The sequence below is a fragment of the Nocardia sp. NPDC004711 genome, from assembly GCF_053601595.1.
In genome coordinates this window covers 143,486-159,366 of the sequence record NZ_JBSGCB010000021.1, presented here as the reverse complement: position 1 = coordinate 159,366, position 15,881 = coordinate 143,486, and the positions used below count along the sequence as shown (strand labels likewise).

17 protein-coding genes are annotated in these 15,881 nt (G+C 69.5%); 8 read left to right on the top strand and 9 right to left on the bottom strand.

Annotated features, from left to right (window positions below):
- Window positions 1–162: 162 nt before the first annotated feature.
- Together ACWEKS_RS22820 and ACWEKS_RS22815 are read right to left on the bottom strand one after the other, a co-directional pair.
- A complete protein-coding gene (locus ACWEKS_RS22820) occupies window positions 163–975 on the bottom strand; it encodes an Fpg/Nei family DNA glycosylase (protein ID WP_452341939.1) in 813 nt (270 codons plus the stop codon).
- A gap of 3 nt (window positions 976–978) precedes the next feature.
- Window positions 979–1,449, bottom strand: coding sequence for a ribose-5-phosphate isomerase (locus ACWEKS_RS22815; protein WP_040860227.1), 471 nt, complete (start codon window positions 1,447–1,449; stop codon window positions 979–981).
- 238 nt (window positions 1,450–1,687) lie between these two features.
- Here ACWEKS_RS22815 and ACWEKS_RS22810 point away from each other — a divergent pair, with 238 nt between their 5' ends.
- Window positions 1,688–2,701, top strand: a complete 1,014-nt coding sequence (locus ACWEKS_RS22810) for a M48 family metallopeptidase (RefSeq protein WP_452341945.1) — start codon at window positions 1,688–1,690, stop codon at window positions 2,699–2,701.
- A gap of 179 nt (window positions 2,702–2,880) precedes the next feature.
- On the opposite strand, the gene ACWEKS_RS22805 is transcribed toward ACWEKS_RS22810, so the two are convergent.
- Window positions 2,881–3,528 (bottom strand): mycothiol-dependent nitroreductase Rv2466c family protein, encoded by a 648-nt coding sequence (locus ACWEKS_RS22805; protein ID WP_379398955.1) that lies wholly within the window; start codon window positions 3,526–3,528, stop codon window positions 2,881–2,883.
- Between the two features lie 169 nt (window positions 3,529–3,697).
- On the opposite strand from ACWEKS_RS22805, the gene ACWEKS_RS22800 reads away from it, so the two are divergent.
- From ACWEKS_RS22800 to ACWEKS_RS22790, 3 genes are all read left to right on the top strand, one after another.
- Entirely contained in the window at window positions 3,698–4,894 is a 1,197-nt protein-coding gene (locus tag ACWEKS_RS22800) for an NAD(P)/FAD-dependent oxidoreductase (RefSeq protein ID WP_452341938.1), read from the top strand.
- A gap of 105 nt (window positions 4,895–4,999) precedes the next feature.
- A complete protein-coding gene (locus ACWEKS_RS22795) occupies window positions 5,000–5,401 on the top strand; it encodes a YciI family protein (protein WP_354834706.1) in 402 nt (133 codons plus the stop codon).
- On the top strand, window positions 5,401–6,657 hold the full coding sequence (locus tag ACWEKS_RS22790; RefSeq protein WP_452341937.1) for an RNA polymerase sigma factor: 1,257 nt from the start codon (window positions 5,401–5,403) through the stop codon (window positions 6,655–6,657). The genes ACWEKS_RS22795 and ACWEKS_RS22790 overlap by 1 nt, the downstream gene beginning before the upstream one ends.
- A 15-nt stretch (window positions 6,658–6,672) precedes the next feature.
- Here ACWEKS_RS22790 and ACWEKS_RS22785 read toward each other — a convergent pair whose 3' ends face one another.
- Both ACWEKS_RS22785 and ACWEKS_RS22780 read right to left on the bottom strand, forming a co-directional pair.
- Entirely contained in the window at window positions 6,673–7,038 is a 366-nt protein-coding gene (locus tag ACWEKS_RS22785) for a cupin domain-containing protein (protein ID WP_452341944.1), read from the bottom strand.
- Window positions 7,039–7,202: 164 nt separating this feature from the next.
- Window positions 7,203–8,039 (bottom strand): phosphoribosylaminoimidazolesuccinocarboxamide synthase, encoded by an 837-nt coding sequence (locus ACWEKS_RS22780; RefSeq protein ID WP_452341936.1) that lies wholly within the window; start codon window positions 8,037–8,039, stop codon window positions 7,203–7,205.
- Between the two features lie 337 nt (window positions 8,040–8,376).
- On the opposite strand from ACWEKS_RS22780, the gene pepN reads away from it, so the two are divergent.
- The 4 genes from pepN to ACWEKS_RS22760 all read left to right on the top strand — a co-directional run bounded on the left by pepN (window position 8,377) and on the right by ACWEKS_RS22760 (window position 12,815).
- Window positions 8,377–10,968: an aminopeptidase N gene (pepN, locus tag ACWEKS_RS22775; protein WP_452341935.1), complete on the top strand. Its 2,592-nt coding sequence runs from the start codon at window positions 8,377–8,379 to the stop codon at window positions 10,966–10,968.
- A gap of 186 nt (window positions 10,969–11,154) precedes the next feature.
- On the top strand, window positions 11,155–11,544 hold the full coding sequence (locus ACWEKS_RS22770; protein ID WP_354834689.1) for a hemophore-related protein: 390 nt from the start codon (window positions 11,155–11,157) through the stop codon (window positions 11,542–11,544).
- 81 nt (window positions 11,545–11,625) lie between these two features.
- Entirely contained in the window at window positions 11,626–12,228 is a 603-nt protein-coding gene (locus ACWEKS_RS22765; RefSeq protein WP_452341934.1) for a ClpP family protease, read from the top strand.
- Entirely contained in the window at window positions 12,225–12,815 is a 591-nt protein-coding gene (locus ACWEKS_RS22760) for a ClpP family protease (protein WP_354834683.1), read from the top strand. The genes ACWEKS_RS22765 and ACWEKS_RS22760 overlap by 4 nt, the downstream gene beginning before the upstream one ends.
- Before the next feature lie 69 nt (window positions 12,816–12,884).
- On the opposite strand, the gene ACWEKS_RS22755 is transcribed toward ACWEKS_RS22760, so the two are convergent.
- From ACWEKS_RS22755 to ACWEKS_RS22740, 4 genes are all read right to left on the bottom strand, one after another.
- Window positions 12,885–13,274, bottom strand: coding sequence for a helix-turn-helix domain-containing protein (locus tag ACWEKS_RS22755; RefSeq protein ID WP_452341933.1), 390 nt, complete (start codon window positions 13,272–13,274; stop codon window positions 12,885–12,887).
- A 176-nt stretch (window positions 13,275–13,450) separates the two neighbouring features.
- On the bottom strand, window positions 13,451–13,918 hold the full coding sequence (locus ACWEKS_RS22750) for a DUF5130 domain-containing protein (RefSeq protein WP_452341932.1): 468 nt from the start codon (window positions 13,916–13,918) through the stop codon (window positions 13,451–13,453).
- On the bottom strand, window positions 13,905–14,183 hold the full coding sequence (ctaJ, locus tag ACWEKS_RS22745) for an aa3-type cytochrome oxidase subunit CtaJ (RefSeq protein ID WP_328289985.1): 279 nt from the start codon (window positions 14,181–14,183) through the stop codon (window positions 13,905–13,907). Before ctaJ ends, ACWEKS_RS22750 begins: the two co-directional genes overlap by 14 nt.
- Before the next feature lie 77 nt (window positions 14,184–14,260).
- Window positions 14,261–15,862 (bottom strand): glycoside hydrolase family 13 protein, encoded by a 1,602-nt coding sequence (locus ACWEKS_RS22740; protein WP_452341931.1) that lies wholly within the window; start codon window positions 15,860–15,862, stop codon window positions 14,261–14,263.
- Between the last annotated feature and the right edge of the window lie 19 nt (window positions 15,863–15,881).

Here is a 15,881-nt window from a genome sequence, read left to right as displayed (position 1 = left end):
CACCCGATCCTTCGGACAAGCCACATCCCGGACCCACCAACCAGGCTAACCCCACACCCACATCCCGGTCTTGACATAAAGGGGAGCCATGAGCGTGCGTCTGCCGGAACGCCGATTCGGATCCAGCTCGAGACGGACGTGCCGCTCTGGTCCGCGACGGGTTCAGCGGGGCTGACAGGTGGGGCACCAGAACAGGTTTCGGGCGTCCAGCACCGAGTGCAGGACCGTGGTGCCACACAGACGGCACGGGTCTCCCGCCCGCCGGTACACGTAGGTTCGCGGCTTGTCCTTGGCATAAGCCGGTGCGCCGTGGTCGTCTTCGGGGCGGACCACCACGATCTTGCCGCGGCGCACGCCCACCTTCATCAGGTCGACCAGGTCGGACCAGATCGCCTGCCACTCTTCGTACGAGAGCTGGGTTCCCGGACGATCAGGCGAGATGCCATGGCGAAAGAGGACTTCCGCGCGGTAGACATTGCCGACCCCGGCCAGGATCTTCTGATCCATGAGCAGCGCGCCGATCGGCCGCTGGGAGCGGCGGATGCGGTCCCAGGCACGGTCGGGTTCGGCGTCCCGGCGCAATGGGTCGGGGCCCAGGCGGGAGGTGAGCGCTTCGACCTCGGGGTCGAGCAGGATCTCGCACGCGGCGGGGCCGCGCAGGTCGGTGCCGTGCAGGTCGCCGGTGCGGCCGCCGCCGATCAGGCGCATGCGGACCTCGCCGACCGGATCGTCCATGGGCACAGCGGATTCGGTGAACTTGCCGTACAGGCCCAGGTGGATGTGCAGGGTGACGCCCGAATCATAGTGGTGGAGCAGGTGTTTGCCCCACGCTTCGGCGCGGGTCAGCACCCGGCCGTCGATCAGCGCCGCGCCCTCGGCGAATCGCCCTTGCGGGCTGGAGACTCGGACCTGACCGCCGGCGAAGCGCTTGTGGTGCAGCTTCGCCAGGCGGTGCAGCGTATGGCCTTCGGGCACAGGTCAGTTCGGGAGGGCCGGGGGCACGCCGGTCTTCTCGTACTCGGCGAGGATGTCGATGCGGCGCTGGTGGCGCTCCTCGTTGGACCACGGGGTGGTCATGAAGGCGTCCACGATGGCGAGGGCTTCCTCGGTGCTGTGCATGCGGCCGCCGATGCCGAGCAGCTGGGCGTTGTTGTGCTGGCGGGCGAGCTGCGCGGTCTCCACGCTCCAGCCCAGGGCGCAGCGGGCGCCGGGCACCTTGTTGGCGGCGATCTGCTCACCATTGCCGGAGCCGCCGAAGACGAAGCCCAGCGAACCCGGCTCGGCGACCACACGGCGAGCGGCCTCGATGCAGAAGGCCGGGTAGTCGTCGAGGGCGTCGTATTCCAGCGCGCCGCAGTCGACGACATCGTGGCCCTGGCCCTCGAGGTGAGCCTTGACGTGGTTCTTCAGTTCGAAGCCGGCATGGTCGGCACCCAGGTATACGCGCATGGCTGCGATTCTGTCAGCACGCCCGCCCCCGGCCCGCACGGGGCTCTCACCCCGGCAGCCCGTCGCGTGAGCGGCCCCGCAGCGACGACCGTGCGTCGACGCCGGTGAAACGTACTATCCAGGCATGACGTCCGACGACAGTTCACCAACGCCGAACGCCTACGGGGGGCAATCCGCTGGCGGCCTACCGGGACCGCCGACCGCCGGAAGCAGTCCGGCCTGGAACCCCGTGACCGGCATGACCGGGTGGGATCCGCGGCTGGGCCCGCCGGGATGGGCTCCGCAGCAACCGTATTCGCCGCCCCAGCCGCCGGTGGTGCAGCAGACCCGGGGTCTGTCCCCGTTCGGGATGCCGGCACGGCACAGCTGGGAGATCCCGCTGCTGGTGGTCGTGATCGTGGCCACCGTGCTGGCGTATCTGTTCGCGCTACTGCTGCTGGTGTCCGGCTATGCCGGTCAGCTGGTGCTGGCCCTGGTGTTCGCGCCGTTGCTGGTCTACCTGGGCCGCGGTCTGAACTACGCGGCCCAGCGGGTGAACGGCGTGAAGATGTCGCCGACCCAGTTCCCCGAGGGCTATCGCATGGTGCAGGAGGCCGCGGCCCGGTTCGGCATGCCGAAGGTGCCCGATGCCTACGTGGTGCTGGGCAACGGCCAGATCAATGCGTTCGCCTCCGGGCACGGCTTCCGCCGCTACGTGGTGGTGTACAGCGATCTGTTCGAAATCGGCGGCGCGGCACGCAATCCCGAGGCGCTGGCCTTCATCATCGGCCACGAGGTCGGGCACATCGCGGCCGGGCACGTCTCGTACTGGCGGCAGCTGGGCATGTTCATGGCGCCGTTCCTGCCGATCCTGGGCAGCTCGCTGATCCGCTCCCAGGAGTACACCGCCGACAATCACGGCTTCTGCAACCGGCCGCAGGGTGCGCCCCCGGCCATGCAGACGCTGGCGGGCGGCAAGTATCTGAACAATCTGGTCGGTTTCGACGAGATGGCCGACCGGGCGGCCCAGGAGAAGGGCTTCTTCGTCTGGATCGTGAACGCCATGTCCAGTCATCCGGTACTGACCTGGCGCATGTGGGCGCTGCGCGACCGCAGCCGCCACGGCAAGCTGTTCTGGCGGCCCGACGCACCGCAGCGTCCGGTCGCAGCCCCGCCCTATGGCGGGTACCAGCCGCCGTACCCGGGCGGATACGGCGGTCCACCACCCGGATACGGCGAAACCACCACATATCACGAGTACCGGCCGCAATGACGTCTCGCGACAGCGAGATCGGGCGACGTCTCCAAATATGCGACGGCACAACTCATTTCGTGAGCCGAGGGTACCTCCCCGGGTACCGCGGAAATCGGCTTGCTGCTCAACCGCGGGCACGCGTGCCCGCCGGTGAACGGCTACCAGCCGGGCGCTGAAGCCCCGGGGAGGCGGAGAGCTCAGTCGAAGACGGGATCCTCGGTGCGGGTCCGCTTGAGCTCGAAGAAGTGCGGGTAGGCGGCCAGCGCGACCGCGCCGTCCCACAGCTTGCCCGCCTCCTCCCCGCGCGGGATGCGCGAGAGCACCGGCCCGAAGAAGGCGACGTCATTGATGTGGATGGTCGGCGTGCCGACATCCGGGCCGACCTTGTCCATGCCGGCGTGGTGCGAGGCGCGCAGGGCCTCGTCGAAGTCGGTGCCCTTGGCGGCCTCGGCCAGGTCGGCGGGCAGGCCCACCTCGGCCAGCGACTCGGCGATGATCTGGGCGAGCAGGTCCGCGCGGGAGCCGTCCTCGCGCTCGTACTCGGCGCGGCGGTTGTGCAGGCGGGTGCCCATGGCGGTGTAGAGCGGGGCCAGCACCTTGTCGCCGTGCGCCTGGGCCGCCGCGATGGCGACCCGCACCGGGCCCCAGCCGGTCGCGAGCAGCTCCTCGTACTGCGGGGGCAGGCCCTCGCGGCCTTCGTTCAGCACGGACAGGCTCATCACGTGGAAGTGCGTCTCGATATCGCGTACCTGCTCGACCTCGAGGATCCAGCGGGAGGTGATCCAGCACCACGGGCACAGCGGGTCGAACCAGAAGTCGACCCGGTCCTTCTTGGTGTCGCTCACAGGGAAATCCTTTCGCAGTCGATCGACGGCCGAGGGCAGGGCCGTACTCAATGCGCAACAACCCCGATTGTTGCCGATATTTCCGCTCCGCCCGACTCCACCCGGGCTAGGGTCGGACTATCGGCCTCATCGACGGCGGTCCCGACCGTACTAGCAGGGAGGTTTCGGCATGACCACATCCAGGTTCGTCATCGCGGGCGGTGGACTGGCGGCCGCAAAGCTCGCGGAAGCCTTGCGGGCCAATGATTTCGACGGTTCGGTCACGCTCGTCAGCGCGGAGGATCATCTGCCGTACGAGCGGCCGCCGCTGTCCAAGGAGCATCTGCTGGGCAAGCAGGCGCTCAGCGACTTCACCGTGGATCCGGCGCAGTGGTATCGCGACCACCATATCGAGATGATGCCGGGCACCACCGTCACCGCGCTGGATCGCGGCACCAAAACCATTGCGCTGCCGGACGGTACGACACTGCCCTACGACAAGCTGGCGCTGGCCACCGGTTCGCGGCCGCGGCTGCTGCGGCTGCCCGGCGCGGACGCCGAGGGGGTGCACGTGCTGCGCACCATCGAGGAATCCGACGCCCTGCTCGCGATGTTCGGCTCCGCGCGGCGACTGGCCGTCATCGGCGGGGGGTGGATCGGGCTCGAGGTGACCGCCGCCGCACGCGCCGCCGGCGTGGAAGTGACTGTGCTGGAGGCGGAATCGGTGCCGCTGCAGGCCGCGCTCGGGGCCGAGATGGGCGCGGTGTTCGCCGATCTGCACCGCGCGCACGGGGTGGATCTGCGGCTCGGGGTGAAGGTCGGCGAGATCACCACCGCCGACGGCCGGGCCGCTGGCGTGCGGCTCGACGACGGTACCCATATCGAGGCGGACGCGGTGCTGGTCGCGGTGGGTGCGCGGCCCAATATCGAGCTGGCCGCCGATGCCGGGCTGGCGGTCGGCGGCGGCGTCCTGGTCGACGAGAGCCTGGCCACCAGCGACCCGGATATCGTCGCGGTCGGTGACATCGCCGATCAGCAGCATCCGGTGCTGGGGCAGCGAATCCGGGTGGAGCACTGGGCGAATGCGCTCAATCAGCCCGCGGTGGCGGCCCTGACCATGCTGGGCAAGCCCGCCGTGTACGACCGGCTGCCCTACTTCTTTACCGACCAGTACGACCTCGGGATGGAGTACACCGGGTACGTGGCGCGAGGGCAGCAGGCGCGCGTGGTGGTGCGCGGCGACCTCGGTGAGCGCGAGTTCGTGGCGTACTGGCTGGACTCGGGAAACCGGGTGCTGGCCGGGATGAACGTGAACATCTGGGATATGCAGGACAAGATCAAGAAGCTGATCCTGAGCGGCGAGGCCGTGAACCCCGAGGAGCTGTGACGACCCTCATATGATCCGGAGTACGGAGTGCGTCGTCCCGGCGTACTGGGCTCCGACCTCTGGACGAGAGCGCCCGCAAGGGTGCACCGACGAAAGGAGCCGACCGTGAAGTACATCCTGATCAAGACCTACTCCGCCGCCGCCTACTGCGACACCCCGATCAACGAGTGGGCGCCCGAGGAGATCCAGGCCCACATCGACTTCCAGCGCGCCCTCGGCGAGGAGCTGGCCAAGTCCGGCGAACTCGTCGACGCCCAGGGCCTCGCCGATCCGGGCCAGGCGCGCACCGTCACGTCCGACGGCCGTTCCGCGCCGGTGGTCACCGACGGCCCCTTCCCCGAGACCAAGGAGTTCCTGGCCGGGTTCTGGATCGTCGATGTCGACAGCCCGGACCGTGCGCTCGAGATCGCGGCCAAGGCATCGGCCGCGCCCGGCCCCGGCGGCAAGCCGATCGGCGAGTACATCGAGATCCGCCCGATCATGAGCGCCCCCGCCGCCGATCTCTGATGCCGGACACCGCGATCGAGGATCTGCTGCGCGACCTCGCGCCGCAGGTCCTCGGCAGCCTCGTCCGCCGCTACGGCGACTTCGACGCCGCCGAGGACGCCCTCCAGGAGGCCATGCTCGCCGCCGCCACCCAGTGGCCCGCCGACGGCGTGCCCGGCAACCCGCGCGGCTGGCTGATCCAGGTCGGCGCGCGGCGTCTCATCGACACCATCCGCGCCGAGTCGGCCCGTCGAAACCGCGAGGCCGCCAACGCCATCCGCGAACCCGAACGACTCGGCGCCGCCGCCCCCGATCCGGCCGACGCCGTCATCGCCGAGGATCGCGACGACACGCTGACGCTGTTCTTCCTGTGCTGCCATCCGGCCCTGTCGCCGGCCAGTGCGATCGCGCTGACGCTGCGGGCGGTGGGCGGGCTCACCACCGAGGAGATCTCGCGAGCCTTCCTGCTACCGGAAAGGACCATGGCGCAGCGGATTACGCGGGCCAAGAAGCGTCTGGCAGCCGAGGAGCGGCCCTTCGCCATGCCTGCGGGATCGAACGGGCAACGGGAAGAATGGAATGAGCGGCTGAGCAGTGTGCTGCGGGTGCTCTATCTGATCTACACCGAGGGGCACACCAGCGGTGGCGAGCGACTGCGGCGGGGCGATCTGTCGAGCGAGGCGATTCGGTTGGCGCGGGCCCTGTTCCGCGTCCTGCCGGACGATCCGGAGGTCACCGGGTTGCTCGCATTGCTGCTGCTGACCGATGCCCGGCGGGCGGCACGCACCGGAAGCCGCGGCGAGCTGATCCCGCTCGCCGAACAGGATCGCGGCCTCTGGGATCGCGAAATGATCATCGAGGGTGTGCGGCTGGCGACCGCGTCGGTGCGCAGCGGCCTCATCGGCCCGTACCAGATCCAGGCCGCCATCGCCGCCCTGCACGCCCAGGCGCTGCGCCCCGAGGACACCGACTGGCCCCGAATCTTGCTGCTGTACAACGCCCTCGAACGCCAGTCCCCCAACCCGATGGTGACCCTCAACCGCGCGGTCGCCACCGCCATGGTCCACGGCCCCCAGGCGGGCCTGGACCTCGCCGACACCCTCACCGACTCGCTCGCGGGCAACCACCGCCTCGACGCCGTCCGGGGCCACCTCCACGAAATGGCCGGCGACTCCGACGAAGCCATCGCCGCCTACACCGCCGCCGCCCGCCACACCACCAGCCTCCCCGAACGCGACTACCTCACCATCCGCGCCGCCCGCCTGCGCCGCCAGTGACCGACCGGCGGCAGGTCAGGCGGCGGTGGCGCGGAAGGCGGTGGGGCTCTGGCCGCGGTGGCGTTTGAAGGCGGCGGAGAAGCCGAACGGGTCGGACAGGCCGCGGAACCAGCCCGGGGCGGCGGGCCCGGCCTGGTCGAACCAGGTGCGCAGGGTGCAGACCAGGCTCCAGTCGAGGAGGCGGTCCACCATGGCCTGTGAACCGGCGCTCTGATCGACGGCGGAGGCCGCGGCGGATTCGATCCAGCCGCACGTGTCGAAGTCGTCGGTGACGACCAGGACGGGCGGGAGCGAATGCAGCAGGCGTTCGTGCCGGCGGGCCGAGGTGCGGTAGGCACCGACCATCAGGGCGGTGGCATTCGCCTCACTGCCCCAATGGATTCCGGACAGCTCCTCGACGGTGCACGCGGAATCGCCGGTGAAGCAGGAGATCTCGTATTCGGTGGGCTTCGCGTCCCGGCAACCTTCCGGAGTCTTCGGTCCCGCAGGGTCCGTCGGGCCGACGCCTTCGTCACGAACTTCCTTGCCGCCGAAGCGGTTCCGGCCTAGCCCGGAACGCCGCTCCAGGTATTGCCGGTGATGAGCTCGTAGGCCGCGACGTACTTCTGGCGGGTCACCTCGATCACCTCGGCCGGAATCTCCGGGCCCGGGTACTCCTTGTTCCACCCGGTGGAGGTGGACCAGTCGCGCACGAACTGCTTGTCGAACGACTTCTGCGGGCGGCCGGGCTCGTAGTCGTCGGCGGGCCAGAAGCGGGAGGAGTCCGAGGTCAGCACCTCGTCGCCGACGGTGAGAACGTCGCCGTCCCAGCCGAGTTCGATCTTGGTGTCGGCGATGATGACCCCGCGCGCGGCGGCATGCTCGGCGCCCCGGGCATAGATCTCGAGCGTCAGGTCGCGCAGCCGCTCGGCGACCTCCCTGCCCTCCTGGTTCACCACGTCCGCGAAGCTGATGGGCTCGTCGTGCCCGGCGTCGGCCTTGGTGGTCGGGGTGAAGATGGGTTCGGGCAGCTTGTCGCCGTCACGCAGGCCGGGCGGCAGCGCGATACCGGACACGGTGCCGGAGCGCTGGTATTCGGCCAGGCCGCCGCCGGTCAGGTAGCCGCGCGCGATGCACTCCACCTTCAGCATCTTCAGCGGCTTGACCCGCACCCCGCGGCCCGCGAACTCGGCGGGCACGTCGGTGGTGGACAGAATGTGGTTGGGCACATCGGAGAAGAACCCGAACCACCAGTTGGACAGCTGGGTGAGCAGCGCGCCCTTGTCCGGAATCGGGGTCGGCAGCACCACGTCGTACACCGACACCCGGTCGGATGCGACCAGGATCAGCGAATCGCCGTCCTCGTACAGGTCGCGCACCTTACCGGCGTGGATGTGCTTCAACGGTCCTCCTCGTGCTGGGCGATTGCTGCCGCCGCAGAGCTTACCGACGGGCACCGCCCGCCCCGACGCCCGGTCGAACGCCCGATCGCAGTCGACCTGGAGCAACCGGCCCGCGCGGGCCGGGAACGATCGGCCCGCGCGGGCCCGCGCCACGGGTCGGCGGGACGTGGCATTGTGGGGAACGTCGTGTCCGCGCCGGGTCACGAGTGGAGAATTGTTCGGTCCGCTCGATGCCTCGCGCGGGCGCATCGCATTCCGCACCGAGCCCTGGGCAGCGCCGCTCAGCGAGCCGGGTGCACCTGCACGGCAGAAGTTCTCCGAGAGCTAAGGAGCCCCCTTGTCCGCACCGAATCTCACCCGCGAGCAGGCGATCGAACGCGCCGCGACGGTCCAGGTGGAGAACTATCGGGTCGAACTGGACCTGACCGGACAGCCCACCGGTGCCGAAGAGCCGCGCCGTGAGACCTTCCACTCGAAGTCCACCGTGACCTTCACCGCGACCCCGGGTGCGCAGACCTTCATCGACTTCGTGGGCGCGGGTGTGCGCTCGGCCGTGCTCAACGGCGTGGCCCTGGATGTGAGCGGCTACGACGAGGAGCAGGGCCTCACCCTGCCGAACCTGGCCGCGAACAACGAGCTCGTCATCGAGGCCGACGGCGAGTACTCGAACACCGGTGAGGGCCTGCACCGCTTCGTCGACCCCACCGACAACAAGGTCTATCTGTACTCGCAGTTCGAAACCGCCGACTGCAAGCGCATGTTCGCCTGCTTCGACCAGCCCGACCTCAAGGCCACCTACGACGTGATCGTCACCGCGCCCGAGGATTGGGAGGTCATCTCCAACGGCGCGGTCGCCGACACCCACACCATCGGCACCGTGGTCCGCCACACCTTCGCCCCCACCCCGCGCATGAGCACCTACCTGGTCGCGCTCATCGCCGGTCCGTACGCGAAGTGGACCGACTCGTACAGCGATTCGCACGGCGAGATCCCGCTCGGCATCTACTGCCGCGCCTCGCTGGCCGAATTCATGGACGCCGAACGGCTTTTCACCGAGACCAAGCAGGGCTTCGGCTTCTACCACGCCAATTTCGGTGTGCCCTATGCCTTCGGCAAGTACGACCAGCTGTTCGTGCCCGAATTCAACGCGGGCGCCATGGAGAACGCGGGCGCGGTCACCTTCCTCGAGGACTACGTCTTCCGCTCCAAGGTGACTCGCGCCTCCTATGAGCGCCGCTGCGAGACCGTGCTGCACGAGATGGCGCACATGTGGTTCGGCGACCTGGTCACCATGAAGTGGTGGGACGACCTGTGGCTGAACGAGTCGTTCGCCACCTTCGCCTCGGTGCTGTGCCAGGTCGGCGCGACCGAATACACCAATGCCTGGACCACTTTCGCCAATGTCGAGAAGTCGTGGGCGTACCGGCAGGACCAGCTGCCCTCGACCCACCCGATCGCCGCCGACATCCCGGACCTGGCCGCGGTCGAGGTGAACTTCGACGGCATCACCTACGCCAAGGGCGCGTCCGTGCTCAAGCAGCTGGTGGCCTACGTCGGCGAGGAGCCGTTCCTGGCCGGTCTGCGCGACTACTTCACCGAACACGCCTACGGCAACGCCACCTTCGACGATCTGGTGGGCGCGCTGGAGAAGGCGTCCGGCCGCGACCTGTCCGACTGGGGCGCGCAGTGGCTCAAGACCACCGGCCTGAACATCCTGCGCCCGGACTTCACCGTCGACGCGGACGGCAACTTCGCCTCCTTCGCGGTCGTCCAGCAGGGCGCGGAGCCCGGCGCCGGTGAGCGCCGCGTGCACCGCCTGGCCATCGGCGTCTACGACGACCAGGACGGAAAGCTGGTGCGCACCAAGCGCGTCGAGCTCGACATCGATCCGGCCGAGCGCACCGAGGTGCCCGAGCTGGTCGGCGTCGGCCGCGGCAAGCTGGTGCTGGTCAACGACGACGACCTCACCTACTGCTCGGTCCGCCTGGACGCCGGCTCCCTCGACACGGTGGTGGCGCGCATCGCCGACATCGCCGAGCCGCTGCCTCGCACGCTGGCCTGGTCGGCCGCCTGGGAGATGACCCGGCAGGCCGAGATGAAGGCCCGCGACTTCGTGGCGCTGGTGCAGCGCGGCGTCGGCGCGGAAACCGAGATCGGCGTCGTCCAGCGGCTGCTCATGCAGGCCGCCACCGCGCTCGGCGCCTACGCCGATCCCGAGTGGGCGCGCGCCGAGGGCTGGCCCGCCTACGCCGACCGCCTGCTGGAACTGGCCCGCGCCGCCGGCGCGGGCTCGGACCACCAGCTGGCGTTCGTCAACGCGCTGACCGGCGCGCTGCTCTCGCCACAGCACATCGAGGTGCTGCGCCGGCTGCACGCCGGTGACCCGGAGGGCGTCGGCCTGCCGGGCCTGACCGTCGACACCGACCTGCGCTGGCGCATCACCCAGGCGCTCGCGGCCGCGGGGGCCATCGACGCCGACGGCATCGAAACCCCGGTCATCGACGCGGAACTCACCCGCGACGACACCGCCGCGGGCCGCCGCCAGGCCGCGGCCGCGGCCACCGCCCGCCCGCAGGCGGCGGTCAAGGAATCGGCGTGGGACACCGTCATCGGCGACGACACGGTGCCGAACATCACCGCGCGCGCCATCGTCACCGGTTTCGCCCCGGCGGGCCAGGCCGCGCTGCTGGCCCCGTACGTGGAGCGCTACTTCGCCGAGATCGCGTCGGTGTGGGAGCGGCGCTCCAGCGAGGTCGCCCAGACGGTCGTGGTGGGGCTGTACCCGCACTGGGCCGTCACCGAGGAGGCCGTCGCGGTGGCCGACAAGTTCCTCGCCGATGACCACCCGCCGGCCCTGCGCCGCCTGGTGGTGGAGGGCAAGGCGGGCATCGAGCGCTCGCTGCGCGCCCGCGCCTTCGACCGCAGCTAGAAAGCACTGCACGGCAGCATATTTCGACCGGCACAGCCCCTCCCGAATCCATTCGGGAGGGGCTGTGTCGGTGCGGGGCCGCCGACTGAAGAGTCGCTGAAGAACCCCCGCCGGACAGGTCCGCGGGGCCGGGAGTCCGACATGATCGGTGCCGCAAGCCATCCCGACCGAATGAGGCCATCCACCATGACATCCTGGACCCGTCACGCCGCCGCCGCTCTCGCCGTCACCGGAATCTGCTCCGCCGCAGTGCTTTCCGGTACCGGGGTGGCGGCCGCCGACGACGATGACTCGCTCACCCGCTCCACCTGCAGCTGGGCCCAGATCGACACCACTCTCAACGATCAGGATCCAGTGCTGGCCCGGCTCATCGACGGCCACCCGGAACTCACCTCCGGGCTCGCCGTGATGTACCAGCTGCCGCCCGAGGCCCGGCCCGAGTCCTTCTTCCGCATCGTGTCCCAGTACCCCGACGTCGAGGACCGCATCGAGCAGATCCGCCACGACCACGCCCCCGGCAGCGAACCCGTGCGCGCCAAGTTCGACCGCGTCGCCGACACCTGCCACCGGCACTAGCCCGGCAGACGCTGCTGTGGGCGGATCCGCCCACAGCAGCGCGGCAGGACTTCCGGCGATCCGCTGCGGCACCGTGAAGGCATGGCAGAGAACAAGACTCCGATGTTCAACTGGCACACCAGGGAACAGCTCTTCGCGCGCCGGGTGCTCGTACTGGACGGGCCGCTCGACGACGACAACGGCACGCTGCTCATGACCCAGCTGCTCACGCTGGCGGCCGAGGATCCCGAGGCCGGCATCTCGCTGTGGATCCACTCGCCCGGCGGGTCCGTGCCCGCCATGCTCGCCATCCGCGACGTCATGCGGCTGGTGCCGGGCACGGTGTCCACACTGGCCCTCGGATTGGCCTGCAGCGCGGGACAATTCCTGCTGTCGGCGGGGACACCCGGGCACCGCTACGCCCTGCCGCACGCCCGCATCCTCATGCACCAGGGTTCGGCGGGCATCGGCGGCAGTGCCGTCGAGGTGGAGGTGCAGGCCGACGACCTGCGCTACACCGTGCAGACCGTCCTCGGCCTGATCGCCGCCGACACCGGCCAGCCCTACGACCAGGTCTTCGAGGACTCCCTGCACGACCGCTGGTTCACCGCGACGCAGGCCCGGGAGTACGGCTTCATCGACGGCATCGTGGACTCCTTCCACCAGGTCGTCCCACAGCGCCCGAAGCTGGGGATCTCGGCATGAGCAGCTACACGATTCCTAATGTCATCGCCCGCGACCCGCGCGGGGAGCGGATCATGGACGTCTACTCGCATCTGCTCACCGAACGCATCGTCTATCTCGGCACGCCCATCGACTCCGGTGTCGCCAATGCCCTGATCGCCCAGCTCCTCCACCTGGACGCGGAAAGCCCGGGCCAGGACATCAACCTCTACATCAACTGCGAGGGCGGCGACCTGCCGGCCATGCTCGCGGTCTACGACACCATGCAGCACATCCAGTCCCCCGTGGTGACCACCTGCGTCGGCCAGGCGATCGCGGTCGGCGCCGTGCTGCTGGCCGGCGGCGCGAAGGGCCGCCGCAATGTCCTCCCGCACTCTCGAATCGTCCTGCACCAGCCCGCGATTCGAGGTCAGGGCACCATCCCCGACCTGATCCTGCAGGCCGACGAAATCGTCCGCATGCGCGCCCAGATCGAAGCCATCCTCGCCACCCACACCGGCCAGTCCGCGGAAACCCTGCGCCGCGACACCGACCGGGACCGGGTCTTCACCGCGCGAACGGCGCTCGACTACGGCCTGGCCGACCATCTCCTCGGCCCCCGCGCCTGAACGCCGCCGAGCATGCGCTGGTGCACGCACAACGCCGAAAAGGCAGGTGCGCCAACGCATGCTCGTGGATCAGGCGGCCAGCAGGACGGGGGAGATCGCCAGCGGCGAGATGGCCGGGTGCCGGGCCGGGGCGGGACGGGCGCGAAGCAGGTCCTCGGCCACCTGCCGTGTGAGCGAACCCAAGCTGGTGCCCAGAGCCCCCGCCAGGGCCGCGATCATCTCGCTGGACGGCTCCTTGCGCCCCCGTTCGACCTCGGACAGATACTGCGGCGAAATACCCGCCCGCCCAGCCGTTTCCGTCAGTTTCTCCCCCCGCTCCAGCCGAAGTGAGCGTAACTGACCGCCGAGTGCCTCCCGCCACAGCGGCTCGCGCACCGGCGCCGGACGCATCGCACGTCGCGCCACGGCCCCTTCGTCGAGACCACCGGGAATTGCTTGCAAACGCGGATGCTCGGCCATCTCCCGAGCGTAAATTCCCCCACCCCGCCCCCGCGCCCCGATCTGCTCAGGGCGAAATGTCGTCGAGGCGTGCGGGGGTCGGTGCGCGACCTTCACCCCTCGGGGTTTGGGGGCCGAGCCCCCAAACGTCCCTTGGGGTTTCAGGGGCGAAGCCCCCGAGAAGTGCCGGAAGTCGGCTAGACCCGCCCGATGGCGGCGGCCATCACGCGCACGGCCGAGACCAGGCCGTCGATCAGCTCGCCCTGGCGGAAGGAGCTGGTGGCGGCGGTGGCGCCGAGCTGGCAGACGCGGTCGTTGGCGCGGTCGGCGACGTCGCGGCCGGAGCGCACCTCGACAGAATTGGTGTTCGGGTCCACCGCGATGAGCACCGAGCGGGCGGCCTCGGGGGTGGAGGGGAACATGGCGTCCACGCCGGCGGCCGAGTCGGAGCCCAGGTCACCGATGTAGATGTTGAAGCGCACCTTGGTGGCGCGGGTGGCGTCGGTGAGCGCATTGTCCATGAGTAGCCGCTCGCGGTCGCTGAACGGCGCTTCCTTGAAGACGTCGCCGGCCTCGTGCACACCGGAGACACGTCCACTCGTGGTGATCGCGTAACCGTGGGGTAGGTCGGCCTCGTCCACCGCGGGCCAATTAGAACTTGCCACTTGCCCGGCCTCCGATCAGCTCCGCGTGGGCGGATTCGATAGCCGCATGGTCACCATGCGAATCAGCAGTGTCGTGGTGGCCGGATCCGGTCACCTCGTCGGTCGCGCTCCACAGCACCGGGGGCTGGGTCCACTTCGCACCGAGTTCGTAGTGTTCCGGCTTCTTGCCGGGCAGCGGCTTGCCGAGGAACGACAATCCGGCGATCACCAGATAGATCGCGACCGGGATGCCGACGTAGATCAGCACTGTCTGGAGAATGCTCACGGCCCAACGGTAGTCGATGCCCGTATGACTACTACGACCGGTAAGGGCTAGTGCGGCCGTGTCGTGACAAACCCCTTTCAGACCAGCCAGGCCGTCGAGTTCGCCGGAAGTTCCCGCCGCGCATTGATCGCCGCGCTCGCCAGCAGCACCTCACCCGCGGGGAGCAGGATCGGCGCATCGGTGGCATTGAGCACGCACAGCAGACCGCCCTCGCGCCGGAACGCGAGGCAGCCGGGCGGACTCGCGTACCACTCCAGCTCGAACCCCCCGAATTCCGTCCGGACGGCCCGCAATTCGATCGCCATCCGGTACAGCGACAGCATGGAATCCAGTCGCTCCAGCTGCGCCTCCACGGTCAGCGCCGCCCACTCCGGCGGCATGGGCAGCCACGGCACCCCGGTCGTGAACCCGAACGGCGGCGACTCCCCCTCCCACGGCAGCGGCACCCGGCAGCCGTCCCGGCCGCGCTCGGTGTGCCCGGAGCGTTCCCAGGTGGGGTCCTGTAGCGCCCACTCGGGGAGGTCGTCCACATTGGCCAGCCCCAATTCGGCTCCGTTGTAGACGAATACGCTGCCCGGCAGCGCCAGCTCCAGCAGGATCATGGCCCGCGCCCGCGCCTGCCCGACGGGCCCGCCGCCGTAGCGGGTGACCTCGCGCTCGATGTCGTGGTTGGACAGCGTCCAGGTGGGCGTCGCGCCGACCTCGGCCACCGCGCGCAGCGAATTGTCCACGGCCGCGCGGATCCGATCCGGCCGGAAGGGCGTCTGGGCGAGCCGGAAATTGAAGGCCAGGTGCAGTTCGTCGGGCCGGACATATTCGCCGAAGCGGGTGTTGTCGTCGACCCACACCTCGCCGATGGCGACCGCGTGCGGATACTCGTCCATCACCTTCCGGATCCGCCGGTGGATGTCGTGCGCGCCGGGGTTGTTGAAGCGCGGATCGTCGTCCTCGAGATGGAGCATCCGCGTGTCGACGCGCTCCATATCGGGCAGGCCCGGGGGTTTGGCCATGCCGTGCGCCACGTCGATCCGGAAGCCGTCCACGCCGCGGTCCAGCCAGAACCGCAGGGTTTGTTCGAAATCGGCTGCGACCTCGGGGTTTTCCCAATTCAGGTCGGGTTGTTCGGCGGCGAAGATGTGCAGGTACCACTGCCCCGGTCGACCGTCCGGTTCGATCACCCGGGTCCAGGCCGGACCACCGAAGATGCTCGGCCAGTTGTTCGGCGGCACAGCGCCGTCCGGCCCGCGACCGTCGCGGAAGAAGTACCGCGCCCGCTCCGGACTCCCCGGCCCCGCCGCCAGCGCCGCCCGGAACCAGGGATGCTGATCGCTGGTGTGGTTGGGCACCAGGTCCATGGTCACCCGCATGGCCCGGTCGTGCGCCTCGGCGATGATCTCGTCCAGCGCCCCGAGGCCGCCGAACAGCGGGTCGATGTCGCGCGGGTCCGACACGTCGTAGCCGCCGTCGGCCATGGGCGAGCGCATCACCGGGCAGATCCACAGCGCGTCCACCCCGAGTAGCTCGAGATACCCCAAACGGTCACGCAGCCCACCCAGATCACCGACACCGTCACCGCCGGAATCGGCGAAGGAACGCGGGTACACCTGGTAGAACACAGCAGATCGCCACCACGGAGCCGGACCGGCCCCGCCCCCGGCTGCGGCGGAAAAATCAGTCACAGCCGTAATGGTGCCAAAG

Excerpts from the sequence above, each read along its gene's own strand:
- ACWEKS_RS22770 (WP_354834689.1), top strand. The coding sequence starts at position 11,155 with ATGACATCCTGGACCCGTCACGCCGCCGCCGCTCTCGCCGTCACCGGA.
- ACWEKS_RS22755 (WP_452341933.1), bottom strand. The coding sequence starts at position 13,274 with ATGGCCGAGCATCCGCGTTTGCAAGCAATTCCCGGTGGTCTCGACGAA.
- ACWEKS_RS22810 (WP_452341945.1), top strand. The coding sequence starts at position 1,688 with ATGACCGGGTGGGATCCGCGGCTGGGCCCGCCGGGATGGGCTCCGCAG.
- ACWEKS_RS22760 (WP_354834683.1), top strand. The coding sequence starts at position 12,225 with ATGAGCAGCTACACGATTCCTAATGTCATCGCCCGCGACCCGCGCGGG.
- ACWEKS_RS22800 (WP_452341938.1), top strand. The coding sequence starts at position 3,698 with ATGACCACATCCAGGTTCGTCATCGCGGGCGGTGGACTGGCGGCCGCA.
- ACWEKS_RS22790 (WP_452341937.1), top strand. The coding sequence starts at position 5,401 with ATGCCGGACACCGCGATCGAGGATCTGCTGCGCGACCTCGCGCCGCAG.
- ACWEKS_RS22815 (WP_040860227.1), bottom strand. The coding sequence starts at position 1,449 with ATGCGCGTATACCTGGGTGCCGACCATGCCGGCTTCGAACTGAAGAAC.
- ACWEKS_RS22765 (WP_452341934.1), top strand. The coding sequence starts at position 11,626 with ATGGCAGAGAACAAGACTCCGATGTTCAACTGGCACACCAGGGAACAG.